The sequence below is a fragment of the Dialister sp. genome (assembly GCF_047832375.1).
In the GTDB taxonomy this organism is placed as follows: domain Bacteria; phylum Bacillota; class Negativicutes; order Veillonellales; family Dialisteraceae; genus Dialister.
In genome coordinates, this window is sequence record NZ_CP181256.1 from 826,794 (window position 1) to 845,200 (window position 18,407).

An 18,407-nucleotide genomic window follows, 5' to 3' on the forward strand; every position below is an offset into this window, starting at 1 on the left:
TCTCGAAAAGACAGATCGCGATCGAATGGTTTGCGGCATCGCCGCCAATCACCCAGCTGCTGGCCACAAGCTACCAGCTACCCCGACTATCCGGATATGTCACAACAATGTTTGCTGAATACAAACAACAAAAACACCATAGGGCTTAAGACTTTAGATTAGCTCATGCTTTTGATCCTCTGACGACAAGTTCAGTTTGGGGCCGGCTTCGTTCCGAGCCCTTCACGCTGGCGTCTGATTCATTGGACGAATTCTTGCAATCTACGGACCCTGGGCCTGATTGGTGTGTTTTTGTGTTCGTCGCTTACCTCGGCGCTTGCGGATAGTGGGTTGGCGCGTTGGTGGGATGGATTAAATAGCTTGGAAAGGTTGAGTCCTAGCTTATATCTATTGGCAGTAATTTCCTGCAGGCTTGATTGCTGAGCCTGGAAAGCTTGACTTACTCGTTTTAGCTGTTGGTCCCAAGATCTCATTGAGATGATTACTCGGCTTGGAGGGGTGAATTTCGCACATATCTGCTGGTCTAGCCTGCCGCTTGATGGATGCAAGTTAGAAAGTTTGCGTTTTCCGGGTTAGTTACCCCATTTCCTGCTGCCTTGGTGTGCTTGCTTATTTATAGATTCTACAACATGAGGTGTGCTAAAATAGGCTTATAATGTATAAGTATAATATTGATATTTTGCTGCTATAGTGAAAATATAGGAGATACATCATGAGGTTAAAAATTGACCATGTGGGGAAAATAGAGCATGGAGATTTTGAATTCCGGGGAATGACGGTCATTGCCGGGAACAATAATACGGGGAAAAGTACAGTTGGAAAGACACTTTTTTCCGTATTTAACTCTTTATATGGACTTACGGGAAAGATTGAAGATGAACGGTTGAAGGAAAAACGAGAGGCTTTTTCGCATGCGATAGGGCATATCGAATTCAATACAGAGTCAGGAAGAAAGCTGACAGCGATTCCATTAGGAAGATGGTTTAATTGGGGTCAGAATATAGATCTTGCAAATCAGGATTCTTTTCGAAAAGAATTTACTCAGAAACTCATGGAATTATTACAAATGCCAGGGGTATCAACTGATGCGCCTGAACAAGTCGTCTCCGATGTTTGGCACGAGATCAGTCAGGTTGATGATGTTCCGGAGTCTGATATTATTTCTATTCTTATTGAACGTACATTTTTACCGGTCTTTAAGGATCAGGTTAACTCATTACTCAGCAATGAGCCCGCAGAAATAGAGTTAACTATAAAAGATAAGAAGATTCGTATTGGCTTTGATAAAAATCAGTGCACTAATCAAGAGGTGCCCTTGGTTTTGTTGAATAAATCCTTGCTTATACAGACACCGGAAAGCATCAAAGCATTAAACTACCGGCCAGCCTATATGGGGGCGCATTCAACGCCGGAAGATTATTTATGCAAATTCCTGCGAGAGGGTGCAAAACAATCTGCCGTGGCGGAGGCTTTGACACGTAAGAAACTAACTCGTGTGAATGCACTTTTAGATGAGGTGATTCCGGGAGAAATTCTATCAAATGAACGCGGTGGGTTTAGCTATCAGGAAAAGGGATATAGTGAGGAGCTGGCTGTCGATAACCTGTCTACCGGCTTAAAATCTTTTGCGTTGCTTTCGCTCCTTCTCAGTCGTGGTGCTCTTTCCGAAAAAGATGTTTTAATACTGGACGAACCCGAGGTGCATTTGCATCCGGAATGGCAATTGAAATATGCTGAGCTTGTGGTCCTTTTGGAGAAAATCTTTGATCTTACAGTCCTGCTTACAACGCATAGTCCTTATTTCCTTCGTGCCATTGAAATGTACTCAAGAAAATATGGTATGGAAGAGTTGTGCGACTATTATTTAGCTAGTCTCAATGACAGGGGTTATGCAGAATTCAATCATGTAAATGACAGGTTAGAAAGCATTTATAGTGAAATGGCTAAGCCGTTTAGCATCTTGAACCAAATGGATGATAACATAGGTAGTGATAATCATGAATAATGCAAGTATAGTTGATTATGGTACTATAAGCTCCTATCAAGAGTTGGAAAGTGCATTTTGCATTCATTCTTCGTATAAACAGACATTTTCGGTAATTTCAAAAGATAATTCTATACCCGGGAAAGTGATATATATTTCTAAATCGGAAGAAATAGCCTATTGCTTTGACAGTATTATTCAAAAACTGTCCAGGAAAAGAGGCGGACATCCTTTTTGCAGTGTAGACGCTATTTCTTTCCGTGACGGGTATGTAAACTTTATAGAGTTTAAAAATTCAAGGCTGGATGATAAAGTAAAATATAACTTGTATGCAAAGATTGCTCACAGTTATCGTTATTTTGAAAAGATAGTCCTTAATTCTCAATATTTTGATAAGCTTGGCATACGTACGCGTTTTATACTTGTCTATAATCCGCAAAAATTAAAGAATGGTCCTGATAGCTATCAAAAAATCAATACGGGGATTAATAGTTGGGCTAAAAAGGCAAGCCCCATAGATGAAAAACTAAAAGTTGCAAAAAATGACTGTAATTGGTTGCAATTCTTTGATGAGATTCAGTTTAAAAGTGTTGAAGAATTCGATAGGAATGCTAGCAGCTATGGGATGAAATAGGGTTGCTTTTTCATTGTATAAATAAAAAGTTCCCCCAATTGCATGTCTTTTCTTCCTGCTTTAGCCTATTCCAAATAGCAATGGAACCATATACACCCCAAAAGTTCGAAAGCTATGAAGTCATTACTCTATAGCCATTCGGACTTTTTGCATTTATGTTCAGGTCTCCTCAAATCCCTTAAACTGCCATGTACATTTTTTCATGGGTTTCGTCTCGCAGCGTACGTGAATCCTGTATTCTCTGGGATATAATGGATTCACGTCCTGGGCCATGAGGGCGGGGAGGTCTTCTTTTCGGAATTTAATGGGCAATGGGGTACCATCCTTTTTCTGGAGGCGGATGATGTATTTTTTCACGTCCACGCCGGTGATGATGCCGGTGAAGAGCTGCTCTGTTGCTGTATCCTGTCGGTGCTCTACGTAGGCCTCTATGGCCCTGGCGATGGGGGCCGTTTCTTCATGGGAAATGGAGAAGGTGTCATATATGGGGTGGTAGTTCCAGCTGATATCCAGGGACAGGTTGGCGGTGTCCATGGTCTCATATATGGACTTGATGGATTCCAGAATTTCATCATTCTCTTCTGCCAGATGCCGGGTGGGATCTTCTTTCTTATGGAGGGAGTCCATGATATGAAGAAGGCGGATGCCCGACTTATAGAGTACATTGACCTTTCATTCCTCTCCGCTGCCGTAAAAGAGGGAGTCACTATCATTGCGGGAGCCCAGCTGGACGTTGAAGGAACCGGGGGTGAGGGCAAAGAGCTGGAGGTCCGGTTTTGCGGGTATTGTTACGTATAGCAAATAGTGCTGGATTTTCTGTTCCAGGTCCACTAGCTATTACACACTTAAGGTTTACAATTTCATCTCATAAAATTCTAATGATAAAATTTATATTTTCATGTTCACAAAATGCAACTTCGCGGTATGTATATAGTAGAGAAGTAAATCAGGGACCTGCAGCATAGAAGGACGGTCAGTATATTCCCCAGTGCTAGCAAAAGGGAAGCAGCTGCCAAGACCGGCCGGATATGGATATCACCCTGAACGCTTCTCACCGATTCAGCTGAATAGGGAAGTGGGGCCTGTACCGAGACCGAGCAGGCCAGTGGCTCTGCCGCAATTCCTCTCGATCTCGATCCTCGCACCATGTTATGTAATCCGGATTCATGACAATGAAATGCAAAAAAACACCATAAGACCCAAGGACTTTATACTGGCTCATGCTTTTGCCTCTTTGACGACTAGTTCGGCTTTTGGAGAAACTTCGGTTTCCATCCTTACGCCGGCGCCTGATTCACTGGACAAATTCTTGCAGTATACGGACACCGGGTCTTATTGGCGTGTTTACGGTTTGGTTGCAGCAGGTATTTAATGTGGTTAGAGACAAGGCAGCTGTCAGCTGGGCGGACAGGCCCTGCGGGCCGGTCCGCATGTGGCTGAGGGGCGTGCGAACGTATAGGGGCCTTGAGCCTTCAGCCTTGAGCCTTGAGATGGACAGGCCCTGCGGGCCGAGTGACGAATGGGTGAGAGTCGTGCGTCCGTATGGGGGCTTCTAGCTGCTGGCTGTTAGCAGCCAGGAAAGCTGGACGGCCTGCGGCGCTTCCATCAGTTCCCATCCGCGGCTTCGCCGCAAAGGTGGCGGCGCACAAATTAGGAAGCGCCGCCTTACGGACCACCCACCAACCCTCCCTCTTTAGAGGGAAAAGTAAGTGAACTGCAGTCACAGCAGCGAACACAAGTTGCACCAGCGAACATGATTTGAAGGAGCGTTAGCGACGCACAAATCATTGTGAGTCGGTGACAGCCGTAGCGGAGGAGCGAAGCGACGCTCAAATTGTCGTGAGTCGCTGATAGCCGTGCTGTAGGGAGCCGTCAGGCGACTGAGAATGCAGTGAGACACTTTCATCGCGAAGGTGCGAGTCCTGCAGAAGACTCGCAAGCCAGTCGCAAATTGGCGCTTTTACTGCACATTAAAGCGCCTTCCTTTTGTCGACTGGCTTAGATCGGGGAGACCGCTTGCGGTGGGTGGGTGGCCGCGCAAGCGGCTGGGGGGATAAGCAGAGAACGGTAGGAGCAACTTTAGCGAGAGCCCCCTGAATGAGATTGAGGCCGAGACCGAGATCGAGTGGGATGGGGCCGGAGGCCCTGAAGGTCTAGATCTAGATCTAGGTCTAGATCTTTAGCGGCTTTGCCGCGGATGTCCTGTAGCTGAGTATGCGTGCAAGCGGGTGGGGGCTTTTAGCTTCTAGCTTCTAGTTACTAGGAAAGCTTGTCCGCCTGCGGCGCTTCGGTCGATTCCCTACAGCTAACCCCAGCCCGGTGGGCAGCCCCTTCCCGAGGAAGGGGCCTACTGTAGAGTCAATTTCATGTTATTTGTGTAGAGTCATTAGGATTCCAATAGCGGCGAAGCCGCTGGCGTGTATCAGTAAGGCGGCGCTTCCCTATTTGTGCGCCGCCACCTTTGCGGCGAGAGCCGCGGAACGGTTCGGGCCCGAAGGGCCAAATCAGCTTTCCTAGGAGCTAGAAGCTAACAGCTAGAAGCCCCCATACGGACGCACGGCCCTCAGTTACCCTACAGCCCTTTATATTTCTCCACGTACCATTTAACCGTCCGCATCAGCCCTTCCTCGAATTCCGTTTCCCGCTGCCAGCCTAACTGGGAGCGGATTTTTTTCGTGTCCATGCCGTATCTCCGGTCGTGGCCGGGGCGGTCTTTGACCGGGGTGATGAGGGTGTCCGGCTTTCCGAGGATGTGGAGGATGCGGCGGATGAGGTCTCTATTGGATATCTCACAGTGGCCGCCGATGTTGTAGATCTCTCCGTCTTTGCCCTTTTGGAGGATCAGGTCGATGGCTCTGCAGTGGTCTTCCACGTAGAGCCAGTCCCGCACGTTTTTCCCGTCGCCGTAGAGGGGGATGGGCTGGTCGGTCAGGGCCCTCTGGATGGTGAGGGGGATGAGCTTTTCGGGGTACTGGAAGGGGCCGTAGTTGTTGCTGCAGCGGGAGATGGTGACCGGGATGCCGTAGGTCCTGCGGCAGGCGAGGGTGAGGAGGTCGGCGCTGGCCTTGGAGCTGCTGTAGGGGGAGTGGGGGTCCAAAGGGGACTCTTCGGTGAAAAGAAGGTCCGGCCGGTCCAGGGGGAGGTCGCCGTAGACTTCGTCGGTGGAGACCTGGTGGAAGCGCTGGATGCCGTATGTCCGGCAACCGTCTAATAGGACGCCGGTGCCCAGGATGTTTGTCTCCAGGAACAGGGCAGGGTCTTCGATGGACCGGTCCACGTGGGATTCGGCGGCGAAGTTTACCACCATGTCCGGGTGCTCTTCCTCGAAGAGGCGGTACACCGTCTCCCGGTCGCAGATGTCGCCTTTCACGAAGCGGAATCGGGGGCTGTCCATCACCGGGGCGAGGTAGGACAGGTCCGCGGCGTAGGTGAGTTTGTCCAGGCACAGGATTCGGAGGTCTTTGTGGACTTTCATCATATAGAGAATAAAGTGGGCGCCGATAAATCCGGCGCCGCCGGTAACGAGAATGGTCATGGGGGCCTCCTTGGGGAATTGGGATTGGTGTTACTTGTATTGTAATGGATGGGGAGAGAAGTGGGAAGTGGGGGACGGGTGGCTGAGCGGCGTGCGAATGGGCGGGGGCTTCTAGCTTCTAGCTGTTAGCGGCTAGGAAGGCTGGAAAGCGGCTGCGCCGCAAAGACACCCCAACCGCCCCTCTTTAGAGGGGAGGGGGACCGCTTGCGGTGGAGGGGTGTCTGGTGGGTGGCCGCGTTAGCGGCTGGAGAATTGGCAGAAAACGGTAGGAGCGACTTTAGCGAGAGCCCCCTCCGTCTCGCTGCGCTCGCCACCTCCCCCATAGATGGGGGAGGTTAAAATCAGCCTGCGGCGCTTTGCTGGGTGGGCGAGCGTTCGAACGGATGGAGCTTTGAGCCTTCAGCCTTGAGCTTTGAGCTGGACAGGCCCTGCGGGCCGTGTGATTTGTGGCTGAGGGGCTTGTGAACGGGTGGGGGCTTTTTAGCTGCTAGCTGCTAGCGGCTAGGAAAGCTGGTCGGCCTGCGGCGCTGACGGTCCGCGGCTTCGCCGCAAAGGTGGCGACGCACAGATTTTGGAAGCGCCGCCTTATGAAACACCCACCAACCCTCCCTCTTTAGAGGGAGGGGGGACCGCTTGCGGTGGGTGGGTGGCCGCGAAGCGGCTGGGGAATGCGGGAAACGTTCAGAGTGACTTCAGCAAAAGCCCCCTCCGCCCTGCGGGCACCTCCCCCATAGATGGGGGAGGTTAAAGTCAGCCTGCGGCGCTAGCCGCTGTCAGGTAGTCCCCCTTTTCCAAAGGGGGATGTCTGCGAAGCAGACAGAGGGATTCCGATGGGCCCTGCGGGGCAATGCTATTAAGTTAAGAGAAAAACGAGCAAAATATGTCTTTTAGGGATGCAATATTATTGTGAACTTGCCATAAATTCGCCATTTTTGCTTTGCCTAAACAATCTTTTTTACATCAGTTATTTTTACAAGTTAGATTATTGCATGCGAAAAGAACCGAAAATTGCAGATTTTTTTCGGATTTATCCGTGTTAATAGCTTGGATATCTTAGTTGACAATATTCCTTAGAATCCGGTAGGTTTTCCCTCGAAGGCATGGACCTTCTTTTCAATTCTTCCACGGTCGTAATGCCTGTTGTGAATGATAGCTACTTTGTAGGCCTCGAGTCGCTTAGTCAAATTGAAAGAATTCGCCTGCTCTTCCGTACAGAATAAATAGTGCAGGCAGGGCAGAACTCCTGCTTTGAAATTAACCTTGTACCGGTACTTGTGGTGTGCATCAATTTCCTGAATAGGAATATGGTTTATGATGGCTGCAACACAGTTATACAACGTAAGTGCCGCATACAGTTCCATTTCCTGATAGAGCAGGAACTTGGAGTGAAATACGATGGCTCCTACTCCATATTTCAAATGGCGGAAAGCTGTTTCAACCTGCCAGCGCTTTCTGTAAATACATCCAATCTCTGAGGCAGAAAATGACCGGATATCCAGGTTGGTAAGGTAATACTGGACATCCCCACTTGGCGAAACCGAGGACACGATGCGGATTCTCAGCATCATATCTGTCTCAGGCCGGAACTTTTCACTGGATTCCTTATGATAGATTCCTTTGGCACTGCGCCTTACATGGACATTGATTGTTATTTCTTTGTTGGTGATGCCATCCGGGAGATTAAGCCCTTTGGCTGAAAGAATGCCTGCACTCGGACCTTTTGCCCGGATGACGTATCCAAAACCCATTTGAGTAAGCAGACACAGGACCTGATAGCCTTCATAACCACGGTCACTGATGATGACCGTATCCTCGGGTTTATAGATAGGATGCTCTTGGGACAGTATTTGGGCCAGCTCCAGAAGTTCGCGCTGCTCATTGCATGACAGCTTTGGTTTAGTCGTAATTGCCAGATAGAGATGGTTTAGAACGTCATAAAAAGCATTTACATGATCCATATGGTACTGTGGCCTCCCAAATGGACTGCAGTCATCTGGAACAGGTAACACTGGAGTAGGCATGGGCGAATCTGAGCCATCGCAGGCGATAAGGAATTTGCCATGGTATCTCTTAAGCTCAAGTAACCGGTGCAGGTCCTTGAGGACATTCCTGAAAATGGTGGTAAAAACTTCCGTCGTGAGTTTCTGCCGCTGCTGAATGAACGCAGAAGGAGTTGAGTCACCAAATTCATCCATCTCAATGAAATTCTTGAAAAGGATATCTGGCAAGGTGCCGGTCTGCATCTTATACATAACTAAAAGAATACGTGCAATAGGCCATTTCCGTACCCGGGTAAAAAATCTGGGGTTAATCCCATACAACTTGGGATTGTCAATAACATGTTGAACGTGGCTCCTAAAAATTTTTCTGACTTGCTTTTCAAAATTGATCATAACAAATCCTCCTTGTTAACAATTGGGGTGGTTCCCTTACTAACAGGCGGAGCCTCAAATTTTTGAGGATTTGTCAAGCCTTTTTTTGATGTTTTTATATTTTTTTGTAAACCTAAGCTTTTTTTAGACACAAAAAAAGCACACGTCGTTATAACGTATGCTTGTGTAAAACGCTTAACTGAATAGCATTGCCCTGCGGGGGGATTCGCCTGGGGCGAATCAGTAGCTAGTGGCTGGTAGCTGGTGGCTAGTTGAACAGGCCCTGCGGGCCGGACCCATCAGTTCTCATCACCATCTCTCAGCCCCGTGGGCAGCTCTCTTCTGGGAAGAGAGCCTGCTGTAGTGGCAATTGCACGTTAGTTGTGTAGAGTCTTTAGGTTTCCAATAGCGGCGGAGCTGCGGGATCTCAACTCTCAACTCTCAACTCTCTTACCTCAACTCTGTCTTTGAAAACCCCGTCATAGTCATTTACCAGGGAGATCTCTCGACTCATCGTAGCTGTAGCGATTCTTACATGCAGAGTTATTTAGCATGCTGCCACCGCTCGAGATGACGATAAACGGTTGGAGACAGAAGGTATGGCGGTGGAACCGCTGATGGGTCCAATCATAAGGCGGCGCTTTCCAATTCGTGCGCCGCCACCTTTGCGGCGTCAGCCGCGGAACGGTTCTGGCCCGAAGGGCCCGACCAGCTTTCCTGAAAGCTAACAGCTAGCAGCTAGAAGCCCCCGCCTGTTCGGACGGTGGCTGGCCATGCGACACCTGCGGCGGAGCCGCTGGACCTCAATTCTCTTCACTCAAATCTCAATTCTGCCCTTTCACCCATCTGTTTACATATTTCCCCTATATCTGCTAAAATATCTTTAGATGTTTTTATTTAGGAACAAAATGGCAGATATGGCGGTGAATATGAACAATGGGACGAAATAAGACGATCATTTATCCCCAGGTGTTGAAGCATCTGGAGGATTTGGGTTGGCGCATCAAGCTGGCCCGGCTCAGGAGGAAGCTTTCCGTGGCCACTGTGGCGGAAAGGGCGAAGGTGTCCCGCAGCTCTGTATGGGAAGTGGAAAAAGGGTCCCCTTCTGTGGCTATCGGTATTTATCTGAATGTCCTCATGGCTATCGGTATGGCAGGGGAATTGGACCGGGTCCTGGCGGACGATCCGTTGGGCCGTCTCATGCAGGATAGCGATCTGCCAACCAGGGAAAGGAGGAAGAGGGGGGAATGAAGGAGAATATGAATTATACCGTCCATGCGGGCTGGGAAGAAGACCGGCCTGTCGGAACATTGTCTATTGAGAAAAACAGGGGAAAGGAAATGATTTCCTTCTCTTTTTCCAATGACTGGCTCTCTGATCATGGTAACCTCATGCTTGATCCGTTCTTACAGCCCTGGCCTGGCAGGCAGTTTGCGGAAAATGGGCTTTGGGGATGCTTTTCTGATGCTGCTCCGGACCGTTGGGGACGTATGCTGATGAAGAGGAGGGAAATGGAGCTGGCGGACAGGGAAAAGCGGGTTTCTTCAAATCTTACCGATTCCGACTATCTTCTTGGCGTAGACGATACTCTGCGTACCGGGGGACTCAGGCTCTCAGCCAATGGAGTCTTTCTGGCGGAAAGCCCTATGGCCGTCCCACCGCTGGCAAGGCTCAGAGCCCTGGAAGACACATCCCGGTCCTTTGAGAGGGGTGGAGATATACTTAAGCTGACAGACCTGGAGTACCTGGTTTCTACCGGGTCATCTCTTGGCGGCGCCCGGCCGAAGGTCAATGTGGTTGATGAGAAGGGGAACCTGTGGATAGCCAAGTTTACTTCTCTCCATGATGATTTTCATACAGAGTGCTGGGAAATGGTACTTCATGATCTGGCTGTTTCCTGTGGTATAGAAGTGCCGGATGCACGGCTGGAAAAGTTGGGAAAAAACGAGGCTTTCCTGATTCGTCGTTTTGACAGGGAGGGCAAAAAGAGAATACACTTTGCCTCTGCCATGACTATGACAGGGAAAAAGGATGGAGAGGCGGCCTCTTTTCTTGATATTGCTGAGTGGATCAGTTCCCATGGCTGCCAGCCGGAAAAAGACCTGCAGGAGCTCTGGAAGCGGATGGTCTTCAGTATCATCGTCAATAATACGGATTGCCATTTAAGAAATCATGGGTTTCTCCTTGGAAATAAGGGATGGCATCTTTCACCGGCCTATGATATGAATCCCAGTCCTTTTCAAAAGGAGATGGCCCTGTCTATTACAGAGAATGATTTCTATCCCAGCCTTACCAATGCTATAGAAATGGCTCCTTACTATGGAATCCGGGAGGGAAAAGAGGAAGTCCGCATTCTCGTGGATATGGTATTGAAGCAGTATGCTGGGCTGGCAGATCAATATAGAGTACCAAATCATGAAATACGGATTTTTGGGAAGCTGTTCGAAAGAAACAGCAGGTTTTGAGAATCTGGGGGAAATCAGTGGCTAGTAGCTGGTGGCCAGGTGGATAGGCCCTCCGGGCCGGGGGACCGGTGGCTGGGGAGCATGCGAACGGGCGAGGACTTCTAGTGTCTAATTTCGTAAGTTTCCGATTGTATCCCTAAGTTGCGAACCCTTGACCTCACGTTTTTTCCAGCGGAACGGTTCTGCATGCTCATTGTAGGCAGCAATAAACTTTTTAATCGCTGACACAAGATCCGAAACAGAGTCAAAACTTGCCCCTCGGAGCACTTTTCGCGACATAATGTTAAACCATATTTCCACTTCATTCAGCCAGCTTGCTGACGTTGGTGTGTAATGAAAATGGACATTAGGATGCTTTTCCAGCCAGTCGTTTAAGCGCTTGTGCGTGCAGTAATTATCGACAATAATATGATATTGCACTTTGTCTCCACCCGGCTCACTTTTCAATAAGTCATCTAAAAATTCTTCAAAGTCCTCTCTGGTTTTTCTCTTTGTTGTCTTTCCATAAATTTGTCCGGTAGCTACCTCCAGTGCACCGAATAAATTTATTGTTCCATTCCTCCGATATGTGCTTTTCAACCCGCGCACAATTTTCTTGTTATGAGTAAGTACATATCCTTGGGCTCTACTTAAGGCCTGTATCGATGGTTTCTCATCAACGCTGATTACGACAGCATTCTCTGGCGGGTTCAAGTAAAGTCCCACGATATCAGCAGACTTTTTAGTAAACTCCGGATCAGTACTGACACACCAGGAACGCTGCCTTGCCAGCTGTATTCCTTCCTTTCTCATAAGTCGCCAAATGGCAGCCTTTGAGACATTCAGAACTCTTGCCAGTGTAGGACCATCCCAGTGTGCTAGCCCGTCTGGAGGCGCTTCCTTCAGCTTATTTAACACCATTTCGCGGAATTCCGGTCCATATTGAGCAGTACGGCCCCGCCTTTTCTTATCCTGTAGTCCAGGGATGCCCTGTTCAGCGAAACGATTCCGCCAAAGGCTAACGGTATTGGGGCGTTCCCCCAACTTAGCCGCGATATCCTTGATTTGCATTCCATCAAGACATAGAAGAACCATTTTTGCACGTCTTACAATGCGATGCTCTGTTTTTTGAGAGTTTACGATTTTATGCAGTTCTATGCGTTCGCTTTCGGAGCAGCGTATTTGCTTAGCAACTTTTGGCATAACGTTATCCCCCCCTGCAATTTGCATTTATCTGGAATAAGTATACCATTATTTGCTGTGTCCGGCAATACAATCTATTATTTATGAAATTAGACACTAGCTTCTAGCGGCTAGGAAGGCTGAACAGCCTGCGGCGCTTTGCTGGGTGGGCGAGCGTGCGAACGGATGGGGGCTTCTAGCTTTTAGCGGCTAGCTTCTAGGAAAGATTGGTCAGCGGCTTCGCCGCTATCAACAGTCCCCCTTTTTCAAAGGGGGATGTCACGTAGTGACAGAGGGATTCTGATGGGCCCTGCAGGGTGATTCGCCTGGGGCGAATCAGTAGCTAGTGGCTGGTAGCTAGTGGCTAGGTGAACAGGCCCTGCGGGCCGGACCCATCAGATTCCATCACCATCTCTCAGCCCGGTGGGCAGCTCTCTTCTGGGAAGAGAGCCTACTGCAGTGTCAGCAGCACGTTTTTGGGGTGGAATTATTAGGGCCCCAACGGCGGCGAAGTCGCGGGACGGTTCTGGCCCGAAGGGCCCGACCAGCTTTCCTGAAAGCTAACAGCTAGCAGCTAGAAGCCCCCGCCTGTTCGGACGGCGGCTGGCCATGCGACACCTGCGGCGGAGCCGCTGGGCCTCAACTCTCAACTCTCAAATCTCAACTCTTTTTCTGTTATAATGGACTTAGCATTTTAACGCGATCATGCAATTTACACAGGAAGGGAATGGGAACTCATGAAATATGATTATCTGGTCGTTGGTGCCGGGCTCTTTGGGGCTGTTTTTGCCCATGAGGCGAAGGAGGCGGGGAAGTCGGTGCTGGTCATTGACCGGCGGCCCCAGATCGGGGGGAATGTGTACACGGAAGACATCGAAGGCATCCATGTGCACAAGTACGGCGCCCACATTTTCCATACGAACCTGAAGCACGTATGGGACTATGTGAACCGTTTCGCCACTTTTAACCGGTTCACCAATTCGCCGGTGGCCAATTACCATGGGGAGCTCTATTCCCTTCCTTTTAATATGTATACCTTCAACAAGATGTGGGGCGTGGTGACGCCACAGGAAGCGGCGGCGAAGATCGAGGAGCAGCGGAAGGCGGCGGGCATCACGAACCCGAAGAACCTGGAGGAGCAGGCCATTTCCCTCGTGGGTACCGACATTTACGAGAAGCTCATCAAGGGGTACACGGAAAAGCAGTGGGGCCGTCCCTGCACGGAGCTGCCGGCGTTTATCATCAAGCGGCTGCCGGTGCGGCTTACTTTTGATAACAACTATTTCAACGCCCTTTACCAGGGCATCCCCATCGGCGGCTACACGAAAATGGTGGCTAATATGCTCGCAGGTATCGAAGTGCGGCTGAACGTGGATTACCTGGAGAATAAGGAAGAGCTGGATGGTCTCGCGGACCACGTAATCTACACGGGACCCATCGACGCCTACTTCCACTACGACCTGGGACCTCTCGAATACCGGAGCGTGCGGTTCGAGACGGAGGTGCTGGACATGCCGAACTTCCAGGGCAACGCGGCGGTGAACTATACGGATAGGGAGACCCCGTGGACCCGAATCATCGAGCATAAGTGGTTCGAATTCGGGAAGGACGAAGAGGGAAATGACCTGCCGAAGACCGTGATCAGCCGGGAATATTCGTCGGAATGGAAAGTGGGGGATGAACCCTACTACCCCGTGAACGATGTAAAGAACGGGGAACTCTATAAGAAGTACAGGGCATTGGCGGATCAGGAAATGAAAGTCACCTTCGGCGGAAGGCTCGGGGAGTATAAGTACTACGATATGGACGCGGTAATCGACCGGGCGCTGCAGTGTGCAAAAGGGCTGCTGAGCGGCGTGTGAACGGATGGGGTGTTGTGGCTGAGGGGCGTGCGAACGGGTGGGGGCTTTTAGCTTCTAGCTCCTAGCTACTAGGAAAGCTGGTCCGCCTGCGGCGCTGACGGTCCGCGGCTTCGCCGCAAAGGTGGCGGCGCACAGATTTTGGAAGCGCCGCCTTATGAAACACCCACCAGCCCTCCCTCTTTAGAGGGAGGGGGGACCGCTTGCGGTGGGTGGGTGGCCGCGAAGCGGCTGGGGGATTGGCAGGAAACGGTAGGAGCGACTTTAGCGAGAGCCCCCTCCGCCCTGCGGGCACCTCCCCCATAGATGGGGGAGGTTAAAGTCAGCCTGCAGCGCTTGTGTGGCTGAGGGGCGTGCGAACGGATGGGGGCTTTTAGCTTTTAGCGGCTAGCTTCTAGGAAAGATTGGCCAGCGGCGTTGCCGCTGTCAACAGTCCCCCTTTTTCAAAGGGGGATGTCTGCGAAGCAGACAGAGGGATTCTGATGTTTTTTTCTCACTAACGGCTTAAATGCCCATTTCCCTCAATCCCTACCGCGATTCCTCACCCCGGTGGGGAGCTCCCTTCGGCGAAGGGAGCCTCGTGCAGAGTCACTTTCTCGCGTTTGGGTCAGAGTCAGTAGGATCCCAACTGCGGCGGAGCCGCTGGCGTGTATCAGTAAGGCGGCGCGTCCCAATTCGTGCGCCGCCACCTTCGCGGCGAGAGCCGCGGATGGGGACTGATGGAAGCGCCGCAGGCGGGCCAGCTTTCCTAGAAGCTAACAGCTAGGAGCTAGAAGCCCCCGCATGGTCGTACGCCGCCTATCCACCCGTCAGTTCCTCCCGTTCGCACGTCGCCTGGCCACCGGTTATCGCTACCAATCTCCTTTATAATATGATAAAATAAATATACTATATGTTTGGAGGGAGAATCTGCCGCTCTTCGGGGTGTGGGTGGCGGTGTTTTTTTAGTGACAATTTTGAGGACCATGCATGAGTAACAGCATCAATAATGAATTATATATAGATGTAAGCCATATGTTCGGAGAAAAGTGGAATGTGACCGCCGGGGACCTTTCGCGGTATGGAGAGGACATCCGCCGGGCGGCGGAGGCGGTGGAGGGGATCCGGGTCACCGGGAAGGGGCCCGATGGGTCCTCTGTGCTTTTCCCGCACCTGCCTTATCTTCTGGAGGAGGACCTGCTCATTTCGAAGGAGGAGAAGGAGTGGCTCCTGGCTCTCGGGGAAAAGGCGAAGGACGTTGATATCCTTATTTCCATCGGCGTCGGTGGGTCGTACCTGGGGAACCAGGCGCTCTTTGACCTTTTCTGCGGACCCTACTGGAATGAAATGACGAAGGAAGAGCGGAAGGGGTATCCGAAGGTGTACTTCGCCGGCCAGAATGTGGATCCCGTGAGCCTTGTGGAACTGGCGGACTGCATCCACCGGGAAGGGAAGCGGGCAGGCCGCAGGCTCCATGTGCTGCTTCTGGTAATTTCCAAGTCCGGTACTACCATCGAGCCGGTGTCTGCGGTGCGGGGACTGGAAAAGCTGCTCTGCGGAGAGTGTGAGCTCCATCTCATGGCCATTACGGATAAAGAAAAAGGCCGGATCCGTCCCCTGGCGGAAAAGAACCATTTCCCCTGCTTCACGGTGCCTGACGGTATCGGCGGCCGGTTCAGCGTGTTCTCCCAGGTGGGCCTGGTCTTTGGCATGCTCACGGGCATGGATATCCAAAGTTTCCTCCAGGGGGCGGCCATGGTGGAAGAGGCCTGTCGGAGTGAGGAAATCGATAAGAACCCGGCGCTCCTCCTGGGGGCGCTGAAGTATATCGCCATGAAGGACTACGGCATTGCCACGGAAATCATCATGCCCTACGGCGACAAGCTGCGGTCCCTTGGCTGGTGGTACGCCCAGCTCCTCGGGGAGTCCCTGGGAAAGAAATATGACATGGATGGCCACGAAGTGTACAACGGCCGGACTCCGGTGGCTTCGGTGGGGACCACGGACATGCATTCCCTCACCCAGGAACACCAGCAGGGACAGAAGAATAAGCTGGTCCAGTTCATTTCGGTGAAGGAACCGGCAAGGGACGTGGAAGTGGAGTGCAATGAAAAAGACGCCACCGGCCCCGTGCCCATGAGCCGCATGCTGGACGCCGCCCGGCGGGCGAACGAAGAGGCCCTGGCTTCCGAGGGGCGCATGAGCTGCCATATCGCCATGAAAGAGCTCACCCCTTTCCACGTGGGGGCGCTCATGTACTTCTTCTTCCTCGCCATCGCCTACGAAGGGGCGCTGGAAGATGTGAACCCCTACGACCAGCCGGGGGTGGAGGACTATAAGAAGATACTCCACGAGGATCTCCGGAAGTATATTGTGGAACATAAATAGTTTTGTGAGAAAAGCCGCTTTCATCCGTTGGGAGCGGCTTGTTTTTTAGAGAGTTGAGATTTGAGAGTTGAGAGTTGAGGTCCTGGGCCGGAGGTCCTGGAGGTCTAGGTCTAGATCTAGGTCTAGGTCTAGGTCTAGGTCTTTAGCGGCTTTGCCGCGGTTGTCCTGTGGCTGAGGGGCGTGTGAACGGATGGGGGCTTTTAGCTGCTAGCTTCTAGCGGCTAGGAAAGATGAACAGCCTGCGGCGCTGACGGTCCGCGGCTTCGCCGCAAAGGTGGCGGCGCACAGATTTTGGAAGCGCCGCCTTATGAAACACCCACCAGCCCTCCCTCTTTAGAGGGAGGGGGGACCGCGTCAGCGGTGGGTGGGTGGCCGCGCAAGCGGCTGGGGGGATTGGTGGAAAACGGTAGGAGCAACTTTAGCGAGAGCCCCCTCCGTCTCGCTATGCTCGCCCACCCCCGACTTCGCTGGGAAAGCGTCTCACGGGGCTCTCAGTCGCCTTCGGCTCCCTGCGAGCCCCGTTCGCTTGATTTTCCCCCATAGATGGGGGAGGTTAAAGTCAGCCTGCGGCGAATCAGTAGCTAGTGTCTAATTTCATAAATAATAGATTGTATTGCCGGACACAGCAAATAATGGTATACTTATTCCAGATAAATGCAAATTGCAGGGGGGGATAACGTTATGCCAAAAGTTGCTAAGCAAATACGCTGCTCCGAAAGCGAACGCATAGAACTGCATAAAATCGTAAACTCTCAAAAAACAGAGCATCGCATTGTAAGACGTGCAAAAATGGTTCTTCTATGTCTTGATGGAATGCAAATCAAGGATATCGCGGCTAAGTTGGGGGAACGCCCCAATACCGTTAGCCTTTGGCGGAATCGTTTCGCTGAACAGGGCATCCCTGGACTACAGGATAAGAAAAGGCGGGGCCGTACTGCTCAATATGGACCGGAATTCCGCGAAATGGTGTTAAATAAGCTGAAGGAAGCGCCTCCAGACGGGCTAGCACACTGGGATGGTCCTACACTGGCAAGAGTTCTGAATGTCTCAAAGGCTGCCATTTGGCGACTTATGAGAAAGGAAGGAATACAGCTGGCAAGGCAGCGTTCCTGGTGTGTCAGTACTGATCCGGAGTTTACTAAAAAGTCTGCTGATATCGTGGGACTTTACTTGAACCCGCCAGAGAATGCTGTCGTAATCAGCGTTGATGAGAAACCATCGATACAGGCCTTAAGTAGAGCCCAAGGATATGTACTTACTCATAACAAGAAAATTGTGCGCGGGTTGAAAAGCACATATCGGAGGAATGGAACAATAAATTTATTCGGTGCACTGGAGGTAGCTACCGGACAAATTTATGGAAAGACAACAAAGAGAAAAACCAGAGAGGACTTTGAAGAATTTTTAGATGACTTATTGAAAAGTGAGCCGGGTGGAGACAAAGTGCAATATCATATTATTGTCGATAATTACTGCACGCACAAGCGCTTAAACGACTGGCTGGAAAAGCATCCTAATGTCCATTTTCATTACACACCAACGTCAGCAAGCTGGCTGAATGAAGTGGAAATATGGTTTAACATTATGTCGCGAAAAGTGCTCCGAGGGGCAAGTTTTGACTCTGTTTCGGATCTTGTGTCAGCGATTAAAAAGTTTATTGCTGCCTACAATGAGCATGCAGAACCGTTCCGCTGGAAAAAACGTGAGGTCAAGGGTTCGCAACTTAGGGATACAATCGGAAACTTACGAAATTAGACACTAGTAGCTGGTGGCCAGGTGAACAGGCCCTGCGGGCCGGACCCATCAGATTCCATCGCCATCTCTCAGCCCCGTGGGCAGCTCTCTTCTGGGAAGAGAGCCTGCTGTAGTGGCAATTTCACGTTGTTTGTGCAGAGTCATTAGGATTCCAATAGCGGCGGAGCCGTTGTCTCCCCCTATCTTGCTTAGTGTAAAATGTTTCTCGGTAGAGGATTTCTCCCCTGCTGGATAGAAAAGGGAAGAGTCCCCTTTGATGGAAATGTTATAATTTC

At 50.8% G+C, this 18,407-nt stretch carries 12 protein-coding genes; 8 read left to right on the top strand and 4 right to left on the bottom strand.

The window, feature by feature from the left end; all coding sequences use genetic code 11:
- Positions 1-712 precede the first annotated feature (712 nt).
- Both ACFWUL_RS03470 and ACFWUL_RS03475 read left to right on the top strand, forming a co-directional pair.
- Complete coding sequence (locus ACFWUL_RS03470) at positions 713-2,005, top strand: AAA family ATPase (protein ID WP_301874550.1); 1,293 nt, start codon at positions 713-715, stop codon at positions 2,003-2,005.
- The gene (locus tag ACFWUL_RS03475) at positions 1,998-2,618 is read left to right on the top strand and encodes a hypothetical protein (RefSeq protein ID WP_416177813.1); all 621 of its coding nucleotides are present in this window, start codon (positions 1,998-2,000) and stop codon (positions 2,616-2,618) included. Before ACFWUL_RS03470 ends, ACFWUL_RS03475 begins: the two co-directional genes overlap by 8 nt.
- 159 nt (positions 2,619-2,777) lie before the next feature.
- Here ACFWUL_RS03475 and ACFWUL_RS03480 read toward each other — a convergent pair whose 3' ends face one another.
- Positions 2,778-3,245, bottom strand: coding sequence for a hypothetical protein (locus ACFWUL_RS03480; protein WP_302482460.1), 468 nt, complete (start codon positions 3,243-3,245; stop codon positions 2,778-2,780).
- A gap of 3 nt (positions 3,246-3,248) precedes the next feature.
- On the opposite strand from ACFWUL_RS03480, the gene ACFWUL_RS03485 reads away from it, so the two are divergent.
- On the top strand, positions 3,249-3,416 hold the full coding sequence (locus tag ACFWUL_RS03485; protein ID WP_301874546.1) for a hypothetical protein: 168 nt from the start codon (positions 3,249-3,251) through the stop codon (positions 3,414-3,416).
- Positions 3,417-5,190: 1,774 nt separating this feature from the next.
- Here ACFWUL_RS03485 and rfbB read toward each other — a convergent pair.
- Together rfbB and ACFWUL_RS03495 are read right to left on the bottom strand one after the other, a co-directional pair.
- Positions 5,191-6,153, bottom strand: coding sequence for a dTDP-glucose 4,6-dehydratase (gene rfbB / locus ACFWUL_RS03490; RefSeq protein ID WP_416177814.1), 963 nt, complete (start codon positions 6,151-6,153; stop codon positions 5,191-5,193).
- A gap of 1,070 nt (positions 6,154-7,223) precedes the next feature.
- Positions 7,224-8,546: an IS4 family transposase gene (locus ACFWUL_RS03495; protein ID WP_416177617.1), complete on the bottom strand. Its 1,323-nt coding sequence runs from the start codon at positions 8,544-8,546 to the stop codon at positions 7,224-7,226.
- 915 nt (positions 8,547-9,461) lie between these two features.
- On the opposite strand from ACFWUL_RS03495, the gene ACFWUL_RS03500 reads away from it, so the two are divergent.
- Together ACFWUL_RS03500 and ACFWUL_RS03505 are read left to right on the top strand one after the other, a co-directional pair.
- On the top strand, positions 9,462-9,776 hold the full coding sequence (locus ACFWUL_RS03500; RefSeq protein WP_297019596.1) for a helix-turn-helix domain-containing protein: 315 nt from the start codon (positions 9,462-9,464) through the stop codon (positions 9,774-9,776).
- Positions 9,773-10,990, top strand: coding sequence for a type II toxin-antitoxin system HipA family toxin (locus tag ACFWUL_RS03505; RefSeq protein WP_416177815.1), 1,218 nt, complete (start codon positions 9,773-9,775; stop codon positions 10,988-10,990). The genes ACFWUL_RS03500 and ACFWUL_RS03505 overlap by 4 nt, the downstream gene beginning before the upstream one ends.
- Before the next feature lie 108 nt (positions 10,991-11,098).
- Here ACFWUL_RS03505 and ACFWUL_RS03510 read toward each other — a convergent pair whose 3' ends face one another.
- On the bottom strand, positions 11,099-12,172 hold the full coding sequence (locus tag ACFWUL_RS03510) for an IS630 family transposase (RefSeq protein ID WP_416176725.1): 1,074 nt from the start codon (positions 12,170-12,172) through the stop codon (positions 11,099-11,101).
- Between the two features lie 716 nt (positions 12,173-12,888).
- Here ACFWUL_RS03510 and glf point away from each other — a divergent pair.
- From glf to ACFWUL_RS03525, 3 genes are all read left to right on the top strand, one after another.
- Positions 12,889-14,013, top strand: a complete 1,125-nt coding sequence (gene glf, locus ACFWUL_RS03515) for a UDP-galactopyranose mutase (RefSeq protein ID WP_416177816.1) — start codon at positions 12,889-12,891, stop codon at positions 14,011-14,013.
- A gap of 966 nt (positions 14,014-14,979) precedes the next feature.
- On the top strand, positions 14,980-16,377 hold the full coding sequence (locus ACFWUL_RS03520; RefSeq protein ID WP_416177817.1) for a glucose-6-phosphate isomerase: 1,398 nt from the start codon (positions 14,980-14,982) through the stop codon (positions 16,375-16,377).
- Between the two features lie 681 nt (positions 16,378-17,058).
- Positions 17,059-18,132, top strand: a complete 1,074-nt coding sequence (locus ACFWUL_RS03525; RefSeq protein ID WP_416176725.1) for an IS630 family transposase — start codon at positions 17,059-17,061, stop codon at positions 18,130-18,132.
- Positions 18,133-18,407: the final 275 nt, after the last annotated feature.

Excerpts from the sequence above, each read along its gene's own strand:
- ACFWUL_RS03475 (WP_416177813.1), top strand. The coding sequence starts at position 1,998 with ATGAATAATGCAAGTATAGTTGATTATGGTACTATAAGCTCCTATCAA.
- ACFWUL_RS03520 (WP_416177817.1), top strand. The coding sequence starts at position 14,980 with ATGAGTAACAGCATCAATAATGAATTATATATAGATGTAAGCCATATG.
- ACFWUL_RS03505 (WP_416177815.1), top strand. The coding sequence starts at position 9,773 with ATGAAGGAGAATATGAATTATACCGTCCATGCGGGCTGGGAAGAAGAC.
- ACFWUL_RS03480 (WP_302482460.1), bottom strand. The coding sequence starts at position 3,245 with ATGGACTCCCTCCATAAGAAAGAAGATCCCACCCGGCATCTGGCAGAA.
- ACFWUL_RS03500 (WP_297019596.1), top strand. The coding sequence starts at position 9,462 with ATGGGACGAAATAAGACGATCATTTATCCCCAGGTGTTGAAGCATCTG.
- ACFWUL_RS03495 (WP_416177617.1), bottom strand. The coding sequence starts at position 8,546 with ATGATCAATTTTGAAAAGCAAGTCAGAAAAATTTTTAGGAGCCACGTT.
- ACFWUL_RS03470 (WP_301874550.1), top strand. The coding sequence starts at position 713 with ATGAGGTTAAAAATTGACCATGTGGGGAAAATAGAGCATGGAGATTTT.
- rfbB (WP_416177814.1), bottom strand. The coding sequence starts at position 6,153 with ATGACCATTCTCGTTACCGGCGGCGCCGGATTTATCGGCGCCCACTTT.
- ACFWUL_RS03485 (WP_301874546.1), top strand. The coding sequence starts at position 3,249 with ATGAAGAAGGCGGATGCCCGACTTATAGAGTACATTGACCTTTCATTC.
- glf (WP_416177816.1), top strand. The coding sequence starts at position 12,889 with ATGAAATATGATTATCTGGTCGTTGGTGCCGGGCTCTTTGGGGCTGTT.
- ACFWUL_RS03525 (WP_416176725.1), top strand. The coding sequence starts at position 17,059 with ATGCCAAAAGTTGCTAAGCAAATACGCTGCTCCGAAAGCGAACGCATA.
- ACFWUL_RS03510 (WP_416176725.1), bottom strand. The coding sequence starts at position 12,172 with ATGCCAAAAGTTGCTAAGCAAATACGCTGCTCCGAAAGCGAACGCATA.